The following is a 16,006-nucleotide window of genomic DNA, read 5'->3' as shown; positions in this document are numbered from 1 at the left end:
CCTCCACCATGTCGGATGCCAGTTCCAGCCCGGCGCGGCCATGGGCGGGTGTGTGGGCCGGGGCTTTGGGATGGGGGACATAGTCGGGTTCCTCGACCTCCAGCATGCCTTCCCATTTGGTGATGACGGATGTGGCGATGGCGTTGCCCAGCACGTTGGTGGCGGTGCGGCCCATGTCCATGAAGTGATCGACCGCCAGGATGAAGGCTATGCCCTCTACCGGCAGGTCGAACTGGCCCAGCGTCGCCGCCACCACCACCAGGGAGGCGCGGGGAACGGCGGCGATGCCCTTGCTGGTCACCATCAGCACCAGCAGGATGGTGATCTGCGTCGCGATCGGCAGGTCGATGCCATAGGCCTGGGCGATGAAGATGGTGGCGAAGGTCGAATACATCATCGACCCGTCCAGGTTGAAGCTGTAGCCCAGCGGCAGCACGAAGCTGTAGATGCGGCGGGGGACGCCGAAGCGGTCGAGCTGCTCCAGCATCTTGGGGTAAGCCGCTTCCGACGAGGCGGTGGAGAAGGCGATCAGCAGCGGTTCGCGCACATATTTGAGCAGCTTGCCCATGCGCCGCCCCAGGAACAGCGCGCCCGCGCAGCACAGGATTATCCAGAGCGCGAACAGCGACAGGTAGAATTCGCCGACAAGCTCGCCGAAGGTCTTGAGCACGCCCAGCCCTTCGGTCGTGATCGCCGACGCCAGCGCGCCGAACACGGCGAAGGGGGCCATGCGCATGACATAGCCGGTCACTTGCAGCATCAGTTCGACCATCGCTTCGATGACGGTGATGATCGGCTTGCCCCTGTCGCCGATGGCGGTCAGCGCCACGCCCACGAACAGGGAGAAGACGACGATCTGCAAGATGGAGTTTTCCGCCATCGCCCCCACCATGGAGGTGGGGAAGACGTGCAGGACGAAATCCTTGAAGTTGAGCGCTTCGGTGTTCACGCCCGATTCCGCGCCCGACCGGACGAGGTTCAGCCCTTCGCCCGGCGCGAAGAAATTGACGAAGATGAGGCCCAGCGTCAGCGAGATCAGGCTGGCGATGATGAACCAGGCGAGCGCCCGCCCGCCGATCCGCCCCAGCGCGGCGCTGTCCCCCATATGGGCGATGCCAGCAACCAGCGTGGAAAAAACCAGCGGCGCGATGATCATCTTGATCAGGTGAAGGAAGATGTCGGCCAGAAGGTGAAAATATCCCGCCACATCCTTCGCCAGCGTCTTGTCGCCGCCAACCCACAAATTGGCCAGGAAACCGGTTAATATCCCCGCGACCATGCCCATGAGGATGAAACCCGTCAGTCGCGATTTCATGAGATCACCAATTCAGAAAATAGCAATTGCCGGGCCAGCGGCAGGCGTGACCCGGCGGCTATGCGGGTCAGTCTTTTGCGGATTTGCGGTAGTCGAGCGAGGGGGCCTTGTCTCCCAGCAGCGAACGATAGACGAAGTCCGCTCCCCGGCGCTTTTCCAGCTCCGCCTTCGCCGCGGCCAATATGTCGGGACTTTGGAACAGCTGGGCAGCGGTCAGCGCAATCGTCTTCGCAGCCGTGACGGCGCCCTTCACGCCGATGCTGGTGCCGCTCGCCGCCACCGCCTGCCAACTGTGCGGCGGCGTGCCTGGTGCCCATGTCGCTGCAACCATGCCCGCAGTGGGGGTCGTGTAGCTCACATCGCCCACATCGGTCGATGCTGGCGATACCTGTCCGCTGGTGTAGGGACCGATCGATCCATCACCCATGCGGGTTCCTTTGGGGAAGGTCGACTGTATCTTGCTGATGAACGCCTGTTCCTCCGCAGTGTGGGACGGCAAGGTCAGACTTTTGAGATTGTCATACATGACATGGCCCAAAGTGTCGTTGGGCAGCAGGTCGAACGTTCCGCCGACCTGATCGAACTCCACCGTCGTGCCGGTTCCCAGCGCCGCGCCTTCGGCCGCCTTCTTCACGCGCTCCATGATCTCCGAAACCACCTTCTGATCCGGGTGGCGGACATAATAATAGACCTCGGCGGTATCCGGCACGACATTGGGCGCCTTGCCGCCATCGGTGATCACATAATGGATGCGCGTTTCCTGTGGCACATGCTCGCGCATCATATTGACCATATTGTCCATCGCCTCCACGCCATCGAGCGCGGAACGGCCGCGATCAGGCGCGGCGGCTGCGTGGGCGGCGATGCCGTGGAAGCGGAACTTGCCGCTGATATTGGCCAGCGCCCGCCCCTGCGAGGCATTATTGCCGTCAGCGGGATGCCAGTGGAGCATGGCAGACACGTCTTTGGTCAGCCCCTCCCGCACCAGGAAGACCTTGCCTGATCCGCCTTCCTCGGCGGGGGCGCCATAGAGGCGCAATTCGCCCTTGATGCCGTGCGCGACCATCCATTTCTTGGTCGCGATCGCCGCTTCCACCGATGCCGCGCCGAACAGATTATGACCACAACCATGGCCTGCAATGCCCGGTATCGGTTTACGCTCCGGCTCGGCGGCCTGCGGCAGGCCGGGCAATGCGTCGAATTCCGCCAGAATGCCGATGACCGGACCGTCGCCGGTCTTGAAGCTGGCGATGAAGGCGGTCGGCATGCCCGCCACGCCAGCCTTGACGGCAAAGCCAGCCGCCTTCAGCGTCTTTTGAAGGAGAGCGGAGCTTTTCGTCTCCTGAAATCCGACCTCGGCATAGTTCCAGATCGCAAGCGCGTTCTTTTCCAGAGAGGGCGTATCGCGATCGATGTCCGCCAGGATCGCCATGCGATCGCTTTCGGCAAGTGGGCCCGCAAGCGCCGGAACGGAAACAGATACCGCAAGCAGGCTGAGCAAGGACCAGGCAACTGACTTCATCGACACGCACCCCTTGATATTGGTTCAGAAATAAGGACGGCCCGCATAAGGCGTTTCTCATGCGGGCCAGCCGGACACGTCAGCGCGCGCCGAACGCCATGCGCAACTGCACGCCGATCACGCGCGGCTCGTTGTAGACCAGAGACGTCGCCGTGATGGACGGCGTCACCACGCCGCCCGCAGCGGCATAGGTGACGTCGAACAGGTTCCGCACGAACAGGCCAAGGTCGATGCCCCGTCCTTCGATGTCATTCAGGTCGAACTTCAGGTTGACCGTATCATACGCCTTCTGCGTGCCGTTGGTGTCGAGCGGCCGCTCGACATACCAGACCTTGGAACTGTGGAACCAGTTGGCGTTGATGACCAGCTCCGCGAAACCGCCCAGATCATGCGCGTAACGCGCTCCCGCACCCAGCGTCCATTTGGGCGTGTAGGAGAATTTGTTATTGACCGGATTGGCGCCAAGCAGCGGCACGAAAGCGGCCGGTGCCGAATATTCATCATATTTGGCATCGGTGTAGGCGCCAAAGCCCGTCACGCTGAAGCCGCGGACCGGCGTTATCGAAAAGTCGAATTCCGTGCCCTTGATGGTCGCCTTCGCCGCGTTGATGATCAGGTTGCCCGGATCGTTCGACGGATCATTGTCGCCGTCGAAGTTCGCGCCGGGGAAGATCGAGCGCTGGATGTTGCTGTATTTGCTGGTGTAGGCCGCGATATTGAAACGCCCCTTCACATCGCCGATCTGCCAGCTGCTCTTGATCCCCGCCTCATAGTCGGTGACCTTTTCGGGCTTGTAGGTTTCAAAGCCGTCGAAATAGGAAGAAAGACCGCTCTGGTTGAAACCCGCCGCGCGATAGCCGCGGCGATTGGTGATGTAGAGGAAGATGTCGTCATTGACCTTATAGTCGAAGCCCAGCGTCCAGGTCGGCGCCTTCGACTTTTCCGCGCCGGTCCTGCCGCCCCGCGCTTCGCAATCATCCGGTCCGATACGGTCGAGCGTGGACAGCACGGCGACCGAGCAACCCGACGACTTGTCCCAGGTATAGCGGAAACCGCCATTGAAGCGCAGGCCATCGGCGAAACCGCCAAAGGCATAGCCGATCTGGCCGAACAGCGCCTTGCTCGTAGCGCTGTTGTAATTCTCGTTATATGTGAAGGTACGGCCCGGAATGACCGCCGCATAGGTGACCCCGCCATTCACGCCGGTTGGATCGCTCTTCAGGTAAAAGGCGCCCACGATCCAGTCGAGCCTGTCGTTGAACAGCTTGCCCATGATCTGGAACTCGTTCGAATATTGCTCGACAGCAGTATTCGAACGGCTTTCGTTCAGCTGGAGATAGGAGCCGTCCATGTCGCGCGCGGCGTCGACCTTGCTCCTGCGATATCCGAAGATGTTCTTGAAGGTCACGGCGCCCACGTCCAGCGTCGTGGTGTTCGCAATGCCCCAGAAGGTGCGGTTGGAACGTGGCGCGATGCTGGTCGATACGTCGCGCACGCCGTTCGCCTTCTGCTCGGCAAGGGCGATGTCGATATCGCAGCCCGCGACGCCGCAATCAAAATAGGGAGCGTTGACCGCATTGCGGGCGTTGCCGCCGCCTGGGACCGCGGGGTTGGGGTAGACGCCGTTAAGGATAGTGCCGGTGCCGTTCTCCTTCGCCTTGTAATAGTCGAAGACGGTGACGTTCTTCAGGCCGTCGACCGGCTCCAGCAGCAGCGAGCCGCGCAAGGCATCATTGTGCCGATCGTCCAGATCGCCGCCGACACCATGATTCTTGGTATAGCCGTCGCGGCGGGCAATCTGCCCCGCGAGGCGCAGCGCCACCCTGTCCTCGACGAGCGGAACGTTCACCGCGCCTTCGAAGGTCCGCTCATTATATGAGCCCAGCGTCAGCTGGCCGTAGCCGCCAAAATCATAGTCGGGCGCGACCGGGTAGAGCAGCAGCGCGCCGCCCGTCGTGTTGCGGCCGAACAGTGTGCCCTGCGGCCCTTTCAGCACCTGGATCGAACCCACGTCGAAGGTCGGCACGATGCTGCCTTCATTAGGCAGCGGCACATCGGCGAAATAGGTGACGACCGATGGCGCAGCGGCCCCGGCGGTAGCGCGGCGCTGGCCGCGGATCACGATGCTGGGGGTATCACGCGAGGTTTGCGGCGCAACGTTCAGGCCCGGTGTCGTATAGGTGAGGTCCTGGGTGCTGACCACGGCCTTTTCGCGCAGCATCTCTTCATTGAAGGCCGTGATGGAGACTGGAACGGTCTGCGCGCTTTCCTCGCGGCGGCGCGCCGTGACGGTGATCTCCCCGCCCGGATCGTCGCTGATCTGCGGCGGCGTCTGGGCATGCGCACCTGGCGCCGCAATAGCGGCAAGCGAACTGGCGAGCAGCAATGCGGATGCTGTACGATAGGCCATAGTATGATTTCCCCTTATCGTGGCTCTGCCCTCTTTTCGGTTTTTCAGGAGGGCCGATGATCGCAAGACGCAAGCGCGCGCCGATCATTCGGGGTAATGACAAAAATATTTCAGATGACGCTCTTCACGCCGCTCGGCTAAGAACCGGCAAGGATCGACCGGAGTAAAACGCCATCTTCCCGCTACGCAGGACATCGCCGGACCCAGTCGTTCCCGTGCACGACCTGACCGCCTATGTGCCCGCGTTGCGGCGCTATATCGCCAAGCGGGCCGATGCGGCCGATGTCGACGATCTGGTTCAGGACGTGCTGCTGCGCATGCATGTGCGCGGTCAGGCGGAGGCGATCGGCAATATCGAGGGATATCTGTTCCAGGTTGCTGCCAGCGTCCTGACCGATCGTGCGCGGCGCGATCGAACCCGTGAGCGCAGCGCCCATTGCGAGCTGACGGAATCCTTCCATCCGGTGGAGGATCGCACGCCAGAACGCGTGCTGCGCGGACGCGAGGATGTCGATCGGCTGGTGGAGGCATTGGAGGCGATGCCGGACCTGACCCGCGATGCCTTCGTCCTGCACCGTTTCGAGGAAATGTCCTATGACGCCATCGGTGAGCATCTGGGCATTTCGACGAGCGCCGTCGGGCGGCACCTGATGAAGGCCGTGCGTTTCCTCGCCGCGAGGGACTTGCCATGAGCAAGGCTTTCGACGCCCGCGCGCTGGAACAGATCGATTCTCCCGAAGCGACCGCCGCTGCCTATTTCAGCCATTTCCGTTCCCCCAATGCCACGGCGGAGGATTATCTGGCGTTCGAGCATTGGCATGCGCGTGACGAGGCGCATCGCAAAGCCTGGGCACGCGTCGAGCAGGAATGGGAAGGAGCTGGCAAGATGCGCGCCGACGCCCGAATCCTTGCCATTCGCGAAAGAGCGCTGGCCAACCGCCGTCCGCGCCGCAATTGGCGCCGCCCGGTCGCTGTGGCGGCAGCTATCGGAGCCGTGATGATCGGCGGCATCGCCTGGCAGCGGCATCAGGATACGCCTCCCAGACTTGCCCAGGCCGAAGCACGCACATTTTCGACCGGCACCGGTCAGCAGGCATCCTTCCGCATGTTGGACGGATCGACCATCACGATCAACACCGGATCGACCCTGACCGTCAGCGAAAGCGACACGCGCCGCAGCACGCGTATGAAGCAGGGCGAAGCCTTTTTCGAGGTTGCGAAAAATCCCCGCAAACCCTTCGTGGTCGAAGCGGAAGGCGTGACGGTGACGGCGCTCGGCACGGCCTTCGCCGTTCGCGATCTGGGCGGCGATGGCGTGCGCGTGACGCTTGTGCATGGCCGCGTGCGCGTCGACATGCCTGCGGCCGCTGGGAAACCGCCCCAGTCCACGCTGCTGTCGCCTGACATGCAATTGACCTGGCGGAAAGGCCGTTACAGCATCGCGCCAGTGAACACCGCTCAGCAACTTAGCTGGCGGCAGGGTATGATCGTCTTCGACCGCACTCCGCTCGCCCAGGCAGTCGCGGAGATCAACCGCTACAGCCCGCAGGAGATCGTGGTCGCCAGCGCCTCGCTCGCCCGGCGGCCGATCAGCGGCAGTTTCCGCGCTGGTGTCACACGCGGCTTCCTGCAAAGCCTGGAGGCCAGCGGCATCGCCCGCGTGGTCAACGAAAGCGCCACGGGCGCCGAACTGGTGGAACCCTGAGCGGGCCACGCCCGGCAAAATCCTATTCGAAGGAATAACGCATCCGCACGCCAAAGGTCCGCGGCGCGCCCGGAATGATCGTGGCGGCCGTGAACATCGGATTGAGCGTCCCGCCAGCGCTGGCATAATAGCGGTCCGTCAGATTGCGGCCCCAGATTTCCAGGTCCAGCGCCCGCCCCCCTACCCGCCTCCAACTGATGGCCCCGCCCAAAAGGCCATAAGCAGGCTGAACGCCGAAACGATCGTTCACCCGTTCGGCGAAGCGGATCGTGCTGACATGGCTATAGTCGACTTCCAGTTCCAGCCGCCCCAGCCGATCAGGCAAGGGAAATTCCCGGACCAGGCTCACGGTCCCGCTGAAGCGCGGCGTGTAGGAAAAACGGTTGTTGATCGGATCGCTGCCCAGCAACGGCGCCAGCAAGGCAGGCGCGTCGACCCTAGTATAGCGCGCGTCGACATAGGAAAAGCTGACCGTCGCGCGCAGATGGCTGCCGGCATTGGCTGCCAGTTCGCCATCCATCCCCATCACGCGGGCGCGCGATACGTTGACGTAGAAGGAAATAGGATCGTTGCCGGGATCGCCATCGCCATCGAAGCCGGGACCGGGGAACAGCGCCCGCTGGATATTGCGGTAGAGACCGGCGTAGATGGCGGCGGCGTAAGAGCCATGGATCGGACCAAGGGTCCATCGTCCCTTCGCGCCCCCTTCCAGATCAGTGAAACTTTCCGGCCCGAATTGCTGGAACGGCGCGAGTGCGCCACCCAGCGCCGGGCTGTTATAGCCGCCTGACCGGAACGCACGGCGGCTGGTCAGATACAGGCTGCTTTGGCCTCTTCGGCGGGTAAGGGCCGCCGTCCATGTCAACCGGCCGGACTTGAAGGAGGACAGCGATCCCCCCATGCCGATACAGTCGTTGTGCGACTGGGGCTCCGCGTTCGCGCTGCGCAGGGAACAGCCGCGCACGCGCTCTCCGGTGTAGCGCAGTCCCAGGTCCGCTGTCAGCCGGGGCGCCAGGGGAACAGCCACCTGGCCGAAGAGTGCCGCGCTTCGGAAGGTCTGATAATTGGCGATGAAGTCGGCAGGCTTCCCCGGCCGGGTGAATTGCGCGCTTTTCTGCAACATCGTCCCCGATGGCGCGCTTTCGAGGAAGAACAGCCCGGCAATGTAACGCGCTCCGCCCCACCGGCCCTGCACCTGAACTTCCTCGGTCAGCTGCCGCAAATTGGTGCGAGCGCCGAGATCGTTGATTGCCAGCGGCGTGCCGTCGCCATCCAGGGCATTGACGATCCTGGTCGACCTCCAACCAGCGATGTTACGCAGCAGCAGATCGTCATCGCCATATTCGATGATGTTCGTCACCCCGCGGAAGCGCCGCCTGAAGAGCGGTGAAAGCCCCGATTGGGACGTCCTTCTTCCCAGCCGCTGTTGCTGCTCCAGCAAGGCGTCGACATCACATGCGCCTTGGCCACAATCGAAATAGGGCGCGTTTTCTTCTGTGCGAGCGCTCCCGCCGCCATAGACCCCCGTCAGTATCTGGACGGAGCCGCGCTCGTCCGCATTGAGCATGTCGAGCGTCAGGAGTGACCTGAACCGTCCTTCCGGTGCGAAACGCAGCACGGCACGCGCCGCATCGCTATGTGCATCGTCCGCCCTTCCGCCCGACGCCATGCGGATGAAGCCGTCCCTGCGCATCCGCTGCGCCGCGATCCGCAGCGACCATGCGCCAGCCGGGGATAGCTCGACAGCTCCCTCGATCCGGTTCATCCCGTAGTTACCGGCATCCGCCTCGACATAAGATGGCACGCCGTCGCCAGGCTTGACGGAATGGAGCAAAATTGCGCCGCTGGTCGTGTTGCGGCCGAACAATGTTCCCTGCGGGCCCCGCAGGATCTCGATGGAGGCTATGTCGTAAAGCGGGGAAAGAGCCGCTTGGTTGGGCAATGGCACCTCTTCCTGATACACGACCAGGGGAAGGCGGTTTTGGTCGCTGATCGATCGCCGCTGCCCGCGCATGACCAACAGCGGGGTCGCACTGGACGTCTGGCCGGTGGCGACGAATCCCGGCGTGACGCGCGCCAGATCGGCCAATGTGCGGACTGCTCGCCTGCGAAGCGCATCGGGATCGCTGCGCGCTACCAGCAGCGGCACCTCCGCCCCGCTTTCCGGCCGCCGCCGCGCCGTGACCAGTATCTCCGGGCCGATCGAGGGCGCCGGGGCTTCTACCCGTGCCGGGCGGGACCTGGCGGGCTGGATGATATAGACGCTCCTGCCGACGCGGCGAATGCTGACGCGCAGCCCTTCCGTCATATGCTTCAGCGCGTCCTCGACATCCATTGATCCACGGATGGACCGCGTGCGCCTTTCCTCCAGTCCGGGGGCATTCAGCAATATCTCGACCTGCGCCTGCCTGGCCAGTTCCGCGATCGCGACGCTCAGCCTTTGCGCCGGAACATCCACAGTGCCGGTTCTCGCTTGGGCATCCATGGCCATTGTTGCAGCGGCAGCCGACAGGATCGAGGTGCAGACGATGCGAACGAACAACCGGCTCTATCCCTGATTTCCCGCATGCAGCTGAGACAAATATCGTCCGGGGACGGTATCGGCGAAACAGCCCGGTCGCAAGCCGCCGCAACCCCCGCGAATATCCCCGGCACGCCCGATGTAGAAGGCAAGGCACGGAAAACAAAGGCGCCGCACCCACGGCATGGACGATATCTACGGGATCTATAGCACAATCGCGACTGGAGTGATGGTCAAGTCCTGGCTCGCGTTGAGACATAGCCAGAGCTGCCCTTGACGGCGATCTGGTCCGCCGTCTGACGCGCGCTCGTGGCAATTGCTTCGTGCAGCTCACCCCCGCATCGCGCCCTCGGCGTTCATGTGCAGACGAAAGCGAACGATCGTCGGCAGGTCGCAACGAGCGCCCGTCTGCCGCTGACAGGAAATCCAGCATGTCTTCCCAAGTCTTCGGGAGCGCTCAGATTGTCTGGCCCCCCGACACCTCGATACACTGTCCGTTGACCCAGCGGTTGTCCGGGCCAAGCAGGCTCGCCACCATCGGTCCGATGTCATCAGGCACGCCGACGCGGCCGAGTGCGGTCATGTCGGCGAAGGCCTGATTGTAATCGGGAATGTCGCGTACCGCGCCGCCCAGGAAGTCTGTCTCGATCGCGCCGGGTGCGACACAGTTGGCGGTGATGCCGCGGCTGCCCAGTTCCCTGGCCATGTAGATGGTCAGGATCTCGACAGCACCCTTGGCCGCCGAATAAGCCGAGAAGCCGGGGAAAGACACGCGGGTCAGGCCGGAAGAGAAGTTGATGATGCGGCCTCCATCCGCGAGCACCGGCAGCAGTGCCTGCGTCAGGAAGAACACGCCCTTGACGTGAACGCTGAACAGGGCGTCGAACTGCCCCTCGGTCGTGGCGGCGAAGTCCGCCATCTCGCCATGCCCCGCATTGTTGACGAGGTGGTCGATCGTGTCGCGGTTCCATGTGGCGGACAGGGCGGACCGCAACGCCTCCACAAAGGCGGGAAAAGCCGAGATATCGCGGGTATCAAGCTGTAATGCGACTGCCTTGCGCCCCAGCGCCTCGATTTCCGCGACGGCGGCGTCGGCATTTTCCCTGCCGCTGCGGTAGGTGAGGATAACATCGCCTCCATGGCGGGCGATGCTGGTGGCGGTATTACGGCCCAGACCGCGGCTGCCGCCGGTAACGAGTGAAATCGTGGTCATCTATGCCTCCGGGTTGAGATGCAGCCTTATGCATCCCCTGCTCCGTTCCGTGTTGCGTGATCCTTCGTAATCCTTGCCTGATTATGCAGAGCACGTTGCCGCACGGCGTTGGGCGGCTTAATCAGGAGACATGACCGATCAGCTTCTGGACTATGCTCGCCGCTATGCCGACGCCTTTGCCGATCGCGGCGGGGTCGCGGCGACGCCCCTCGATGGCCTCATCATCCTGCGCGAAACGGCCCCGTCCATGCTGCAATATGCCGTGTCGAAACCGCTGGTGGCGCTGGTCCTGCAAGGCAGCAAGCGCGTCACGATGGGCAGCAGCACGTTCGACTTCGGGGCTGGCGACAGCCTCCTGATCACAACCGACGTGCCGACCGTCAGCCAGATCACGGCCGCCAGCCAAATCTTGCCTTATTATTCGCTGGTCCTCGAACTAAGCCCTGAAATCATCAGCGATCTGGTGGGAGAGATCGGTCCCGCGCCCATCGAGCAGGAACGGCCCGTGCGCGTCGATCCGACCGAAGACGAAGTCGCCGGTGCCGCGCTGCGTATCCTTCGGTTGCTCGATCAGCCTGCGGCGCTTGCGGTGCTCGGACGGCAACTTGTCCGCGAACTGCATTATTGGCTCCTTCGGAGCAGCCATGGCGGCGCCATCCGTGCGCTTGGGGTCGCCGACAGCCACGCCCGGCGGATCGCCCGCGCGGTGGCGATCCTGCGCGAGCGCTATTCGGAAACCGTCCGGATTGAGGCGCTGGCAAGCGCCGCGGGTATGAGCCTTTCCGCTTTCCATACCCATTTTCGCGCCATTACCTCCCTGACGCCGTTGCAGTTCCAGAAGCAGCTTCGCCTGATCGAGGCGCGCCGCCGGATGCTTGCGCTGGGCGAGGCGGTGAGTAATGCCGCTTATGGCGTGGGGTATGAAAGCGTTCCGCAGTTCACGCGCGAATATGGGCGCCTGTTCGGCCAGCCGCCGGCGCGCGATATTCGGGACGCACGGGGCCGGCTGAACATCGCCGCATAGGCATTTGTCAGATGCCGCGTTGGTGATCGGCTTCGGCGTTCGTGCCTGATCGAACGTAAAACATGCCGGATCCTGCATCCCTGCGGCCGACGACTTCAAAAGCTTGACGAGCAAAGGCATGCGCCATCAAACATTGTAGCAGCAAATTTGGAGAAACCGAGCGATGGCGAGGGAAGCAGAGATCGCAACTATTCTGCCTTTTCCTGCGGCGGATGGCTCCGTTGCCGGCAGCGATCAGGTCGACCGATAGCTCCCAGAGGCGCGCCGCGTCGGGGGTGTCGAGAGCCTTTGCCGACGGCCGCTCCTCCGTAGGATATCCGCGCTTGCCGCCGAGCCGGTCGGGACCATAATAGGCCCCGTCCCGGGCGGCCGGATCGGTCGCCGCGTACAGAGTGGGCAGCGCGCCCTGCCACGCAGGCTGGAATAGGTCCGCCGATGTGATCGTGAGTGTGGACCCTGCGGTTATCATGGGCCATGGTCAGTTTCCTTTCGCGACGATGCCGGGCGTCGACGGGCCGGGCCTCGGCCGACCCTGTCCGTAGCGCGCGTAGAGCGCGGGCAGCACGAATAGGGTAAGCAGCGTCGCGGAGACGAGGCCGCCGATCACCACGGTGGCGAGCGGCTTTTGTACCTCCGCCCCCGATCCGGTGGCGATCGCCATCGGCACGAAGCCGAGGCTCGCGACCAGCGCGGTCATCACCACCGGGCGCAGGCGCATCGTCGCGCCCTCACGCACCGCCGTCGCCCGATCCATCCCGCGCGCCATCAGGTTCTGGATCGACGTCACCATGACAAGGCCGTTCAGCACCGCGATGCCGGACAGGGCGATGAACCCCACCGCCGCCGAGATCGAGAAGGGCATGCCGCGCGCGAACAGGGCGAGCACGCCACCGACCAGCGCCAGCGGCACGCCGGTGAACACGATGGCCGCGTCGCGCACGCTGCGCAGCGCGCCATACAGCAGCAGGATGATGAGCGCGAAGCAGCCGGGCACGACCAGCATCAGCCGCGCGCTGGCCGAGCGCAGGTTCTCGAACTGGCCGCCCCAGTCGAGATATTGCCCGGCGGGCAGCCGGACCTGGGCGGCGATCGCGGCCCGGGCGTCGGCGACGACCCCGGCCACGTCGCGCCCGCGGACATTGGCCTGGACGACCACGCGCCGCTTGCCGTCCTCGCGGCTGATCTGGTTAGGCCCCTCGGTAAGGGCAATGTCGGCGACGCTTTGCAGCGGCACGAAGCCGCCGTTCGGCAGCGGCACTGGCACCTGGCCCAGCGCCTGGAGATCGGCGCGCGCCGCATCCGACAGGCGGATGGTAACCGCGAACCGCCGGTCGCCTTCGAAGATCATGCCCGCGTCGCGGCCGCCGACCGCCGCCGATACCGTGTCCTGCACGGTGCGCGCGGTAACGCCGAGCCGCGCCATCATGTCGCGGCGAGGACGGATGTCGAGCATCGGCAGGCCCTCGGTCTGCTCGACGCGCACATCGGTCGCGCCCCGCGTCTTCCGCAGGATCGCGGCGATGCGGTTGGCGGTCGCGGTCATCGCGTCGGCATCGTCGCCGAACACCTTGACCGCGATGTCGCCGCGCACGCCCGCGATCAGCTCGTTGAACCGCATCTGGATCGGCTGGCTGATCTCGAACGCGCCACCGGGCAGGCTTTCGAGCACCCGCTCCACCTTGGCTACCAGCGCGGCTTTGGGCAGGTTCCGGTCCGGCCACTGGCCACGCGGCTTCATGATGATGAAGGTGTCGGAGATGTTGGGGGGCATCGGATCGGAGGCGAGTTCCGCCGTGCCGGTCTTGGAGAAGACGAAGCGCACCTCGGGCAGCCGCGCGATGGCACGCTCGATGCGTGATTGCATCGCCTGGCTCTGATCGACCGAGGTGCCGGGGATGCGCAGCACCTGTGCCGTCAGGTCGCCTTCGTCGAGCTGGGGCAGGAACTCCTGGCCGAGCAGCGAGAAGGTGAGGATACCGGCAAGGAATGCGCCGACGCCCACTCCGATGGTGAGGCGCGGCCGCTTCATCGCCCGGTCCAGCCCCGGCTCGTACCGGCGCTTGAGCCAGGACATGATCCGCCCCTCCTTCTCTTCCACCGGCCGGGAGAGCAGGCAAGCCAGCATCGCCGGCACGAAGGTGAGCGAGAGGACGAAGGCGCAGGCGAGCGCGATGATGACGGTCAGCGCCATCGGCGTGAACGTCTTGCCCTCGACGCCGGTCAGGGCCAGCAGCGGGATGTAGACGAGGATGATGATCCCCTGCCCGAACACCGTGGGCCGGATCATCTCGCGCGCCGCCTGCGCGACCACCGCCAGCCGCTCGTCAAGCTTGAGGGGGCGGCCATGATGGTGCTGCCGTTCGGCGATGCGGCGCAGGGCATTCTCGACGATGATGACCGCGCCGTCGACGATCAGGCCGAAATCGAGCGCGCCCAGGCTCATCAGGTTGGCCGAAACGCCGCCGCGCAGCATGCCGAAGCTGGTCAGCAGCATGGTGATCGGGATCACCAGCGCCGCGATCAGCGCCGCGCGGAAATTGCCGAGCAGCACGAACAGCACGATGATGACCAGCAGCGCGCCTTCGGCAAGGTTCTTCGCCACCGTCTTGATCGTGGACTCAACCAGCGCCGTGCGGTCCAGCACCGGCTGGACCACCACATCGGTCGGCAGCGAGGCGTTGATCTCCTCCAGCCGTCCGGCGACGGCGGTCGCCACCGTCCGGCTGTTCTCGCCGATCCGCATGATCGCCGTGCCGACGACCACTTCCTGGCCATTCTCCGAGGCCGAGCCATAGCGGATCGCTTGCCCCAGGCGCACCTGCGCCACCTGGTCCAGCCGGATCGGCACGCCCGCACGCGTGGCGATGACGGTGCTTGCCAACTCGCCCAGATTGCGGATGCGCGCGTCCGAGCGGACGGCCAGCCCTTCGCCGCCGCGATCCACGACCCCGGCGCCGATGCCGGCATTGTTCTCCTCCAGCGCGCGGGCCAGATCGGACAGGTTCATGCCGAGCGCGGCGAGGCGCTGCACGTCGGGCACGACCTGGAACTGCTTCACATAGCCGCCGATCGCATCGACCCCGGCAAGGCCCGGCGTATTCCTGAGCAGCGGGGCGACGATCCAGTCCTGCGCGGTGCGCAGATAGGTCGCCTGGTCGGCTTCGGTGACGAGCCGGTCGCCTTCGGGCGTGATGTAGCTGCCGTCCGGCTGCATTCCCGGCTCGCCGGGCTTATGCGTGTCTTCCGGCCGATGCTGGAAGTGAACGGTCCACATATAGACTTCGCCCAGGCCCGTGGCGATCGGCCCCATTGTCGGGACCACCCCCTCGGGCAGGCTCTCCTCGGCGACCCGCAACCGCTCGGCGACCTGCTGGCGCGCGAAATAGATGTCGGTGGAGTCGCTGAACACCGCCGTCACCTGGACAAAGCCGTTGCGACTCAGCGAGCGCGTGTATTCGAGGCCGGGAACCCCGGCGAGCGCGTTTTCGATCGGAAAGGCGACCTGCTTCTCGACCAGTTCGGGCGAGAGCGCCGGCGCGGTGACGTTCACCTGCACCTGGTTGTTGGTGATGTCGGGAACGGCGTCGATCGGCAGCCGGGACAGCGCCCAGCCGCCAACCCCCATGGCGATCAGCGTAAGCAGCAGGACGAGCCAGCGCCGCTCGACGGAGAATGTGACGATGCGGTCGATCATGATCAGTGCCCGTGCTCCGCTTCGCCCTTGCCGAGCTCGGCCTTCAGGGTGAAGCTGTTGGCACCGGCGAGCTGTTCGTCGCCGGTGAGGCCCGAAGCCACGACGATATTGTCGCCGCTCGGCGCGCCGAGCGTGACCGGGTTGGCCCTGAAGCCATGCGCGGTGCGCACGAACACCGTCGGGCGGCCTTCGACGGTCTGCACCGCGCTTTGCGGGACCAGCACCGCGCCGGTGCCGCTGTCGGCCAGCCGGATCGAGGCGGTCACCGGCTCGCCGACACGCCATTGGCCCGAGCGGTTGTCGATGACCGCGATCACCGTGGCGAGCCGCGTCGCCTCGTCGAGAATCGGCGAGACGAAGCTCACCCGCGCCGCCGACCTGCGGTCCCCGGCGACGATCTCGATCGCCGATCCGGGTCGCACCTTGCCGGCATCGGCCGGAGAGAGGGCGAGGGTTACCGCTACATGCGAGAGGTCGGCGACCCTGAACAACTCGGCGTCCGCCGCGACCGTCTGCCCCAGAGTCACGCTGCGCGCGATCACCTGGCCGGGCAGTGGCGAGGCGATGCCGACGCGGTTGAGCGCGCCCACGCGGCCGCCGGC

The 16,006-nt window shown here is 64.7% G+C and carries 11 protein-coding genes; 3 read left to right on the top strand and 8 right to left on the bottom strand.

The window, feature by feature from the left end; translation table 11 throughout:
- From L288_RS40675 to L288_RS40665, 3 genes are all read right to left on the bottom strand, one after another.
- The coding region (locus tag L288_RS40675; protein WP_041208784.1) for a dicarboxylate/amino acid:cation symporter at positions 1-1,315 on the bottom strand (1,315 nt) is incomplete at its 3' end.
- Between the two features lie 67 nt (positions 1,316-1,382).
- Positions 1,383-2,837 carry an amidohydrolase gene (locus tag L288_RS40670; RefSeq protein WP_021239941.1) on the bottom strand — a complete coding sequence of 485 codons (1,455 nt, stop codon included), beginning with the start codon at positions 2,835-2,837 and terminating at the stop codon, positions 1,383-1,385.
- Between the two features lie 79 nt (positions 2,838-2,916).
- Positions 2,917-5,247: a TonB-dependent receptor gene (locus L288_RS40665; protein WP_021239940.1), complete on the bottom strand. Its 2,331-nt coding sequence runs from the start codon at positions 5,245-5,247 to the stop codon at positions 2,917-2,919.
- Between the two features lie 215 nt (positions 5,248-5,462).
- On the opposite strand from L288_RS40665, the gene L288_RS40660 reads away from it, so the two are divergent.
- On the top strand, positions 5,463-5,939 hold the full coding sequence (locus L288_RS40660) for an RNA polymerase sigma factor (protein WP_021239939.1): 477 nt from the start codon (positions 5,463-5,465) through the stop codon (positions 5,937-5,939).
- On the top strand, positions 5,936-6,952 hold the full coding sequence (locus L288_RS40655; protein ID WP_021239938.1) for a FecR family protein: 1,017 nt from the start codon (positions 5,936-5,938) through the stop codon (positions 6,950-6,952). Before L288_RS40660 ends, L288_RS40655 begins: the two co-directional genes overlap by 4 nt.
- A 22-nt stretch (positions 6,953-6,974) precedes the next feature.
- Here the strand turns inward: L288_RS40655 and L288_RS40650 are convergent, their stop codons facing one another.
- Together L288_RS40650 and L288_RS40645 are read right to left on the bottom strand one after the other, a co-directional pair.
- Positions 6,975-9,494: a TonB-dependent receptor gene (locus L288_RS40650; protein ID WP_021239937.1), complete on the bottom strand. Its 2,520-nt coding sequence runs from the start codon at positions 9,492-9,494 to the stop codon at positions 6,975-6,977.
- A 436-nt stretch (positions 9,495-9,930) separates the two neighbouring features.
- The gene (locus L288_RS40645; RefSeq protein ID WP_021239936.1) at positions 9,931-10,686 is read right to left on the bottom strand and encodes an SDR family NAD(P)-dependent oxidoreductase; all 756 of its coding nucleotides are present in this window, start codon (positions 10,684-10,686) and stop codon (positions 9,931-9,933) included.
- A 130-nt stretch (positions 10,687-10,816) separates the two neighbouring features.
- Between L288_RS40645 and L288_RS40640 the strand changes: the two genes are divergently transcribed.
- Positions 10,817-11,710: an AraC family transcriptional regulator gene (locus tag L288_RS40640; RefSeq protein ID WP_021239935.1), complete on the top strand. Its 894-nt coding sequence runs from the start codon at positions 10,817-10,819 to the stop codon at positions 11,708-11,710.
- Between the two features lie 7 nt (positions 11,711-11,717).
- On the opposite strand, the gene L288_RS43780 is transcribed toward L288_RS40640, so the two are convergent.
- From L288_RS43780 to L288_RS40625, 3 genes are all read right to left on the bottom strand, one after another.
- Positions 11,718-12,179, bottom strand: a complete 462-nt coding sequence (locus tag L288_RS43780; protein WP_021239934.1) for an SDR family NAD(P)-dependent oxidoreductase — start codon at positions 12,177-12,179, stop codon at positions 11,718-11,720.
- Between the two features lie 9 nt (positions 12,180-12,188).
- A complete protein-coding gene (locus tag L288_RS40630) occupies positions 12,189-15,404 on the bottom strand; it encodes an efflux RND transporter permease subunit (RefSeq protein ID WP_021239933.1) in 3,216 nt (1,071 codons plus the stop codon).
- Between the two features lie 2 nt (positions 15,405-15,406).
- The coding region (locus L288_RS40625) for an efflux RND transporter periplasmic adaptor subunit (RefSeq protein ID WP_021239932.1) at positions 15,407-16,006 on the bottom strand (600 nt) is incomplete at its 5' end.

Source organism: Sphingobium quisquiliarum P25 (genome assembly GCF_000445065.1).
In the GTDB taxonomy this organism is placed as follows: domain Bacteria; phylum Pseudomonadota; class Alphaproteobacteria; order Sphingomonadales; family Sphingomonadaceae; genus Sphingobium; species Sphingobium quisquiliarum.
Note: the sequence above shows the minus strand (reverse complement) of the source record. Positions and strands in the feature narration are given on the sequence as shown.

Coding starts and splice junctions, on each gene's coding strand:
- L288_RS40670 (WP_021239941.1), bottom strand. CDS start 2,837: ATGAAGTCAGTTGCCTGGTCCTTGCTCAGCCTGCTTGCGGTATCTGTT.
- L288_RS40665 (WP_021239940.1), bottom strand. CDS start 5,247: ATGGCCTATCGTACAGCATCCGCATTGCTGCTCGCCAGTTCGCTTGCC.
- L288_RS40655 (WP_021239938.1), top strand. CDS start 5,936: ATGAGCAAGGCTTTCGACGCCCGCGCGCTGGAACAGATCGATTCTCCC.
- L288_RS40645 (WP_021239936.1), bottom strand. CDS start 10,686: ATGACCACGATTTCACTCGTTACCGGCGGCAGCCGCGGTCTGGGCCGT.
- L288_RS40640 (WP_021239935.1), top strand. CDS start 10,817: ATGACCGATCAGCTTCTGGACTATGCTCGCCGCTATGCCGACGCCTTT.
- L288_RS43780 (WP_021239934.1), bottom strand. CDS start 12,179: ATGATAACCGCAGGGTCCACACTCACGATCACATCGGCGGACCTATTC.
- L288_RS40630 (WP_021239933.1), bottom strand. CDS start 15,404: ATGATCGACCGCATCGTCACATTCTCCGTCGAGCGGCGCTGGCTCGTC.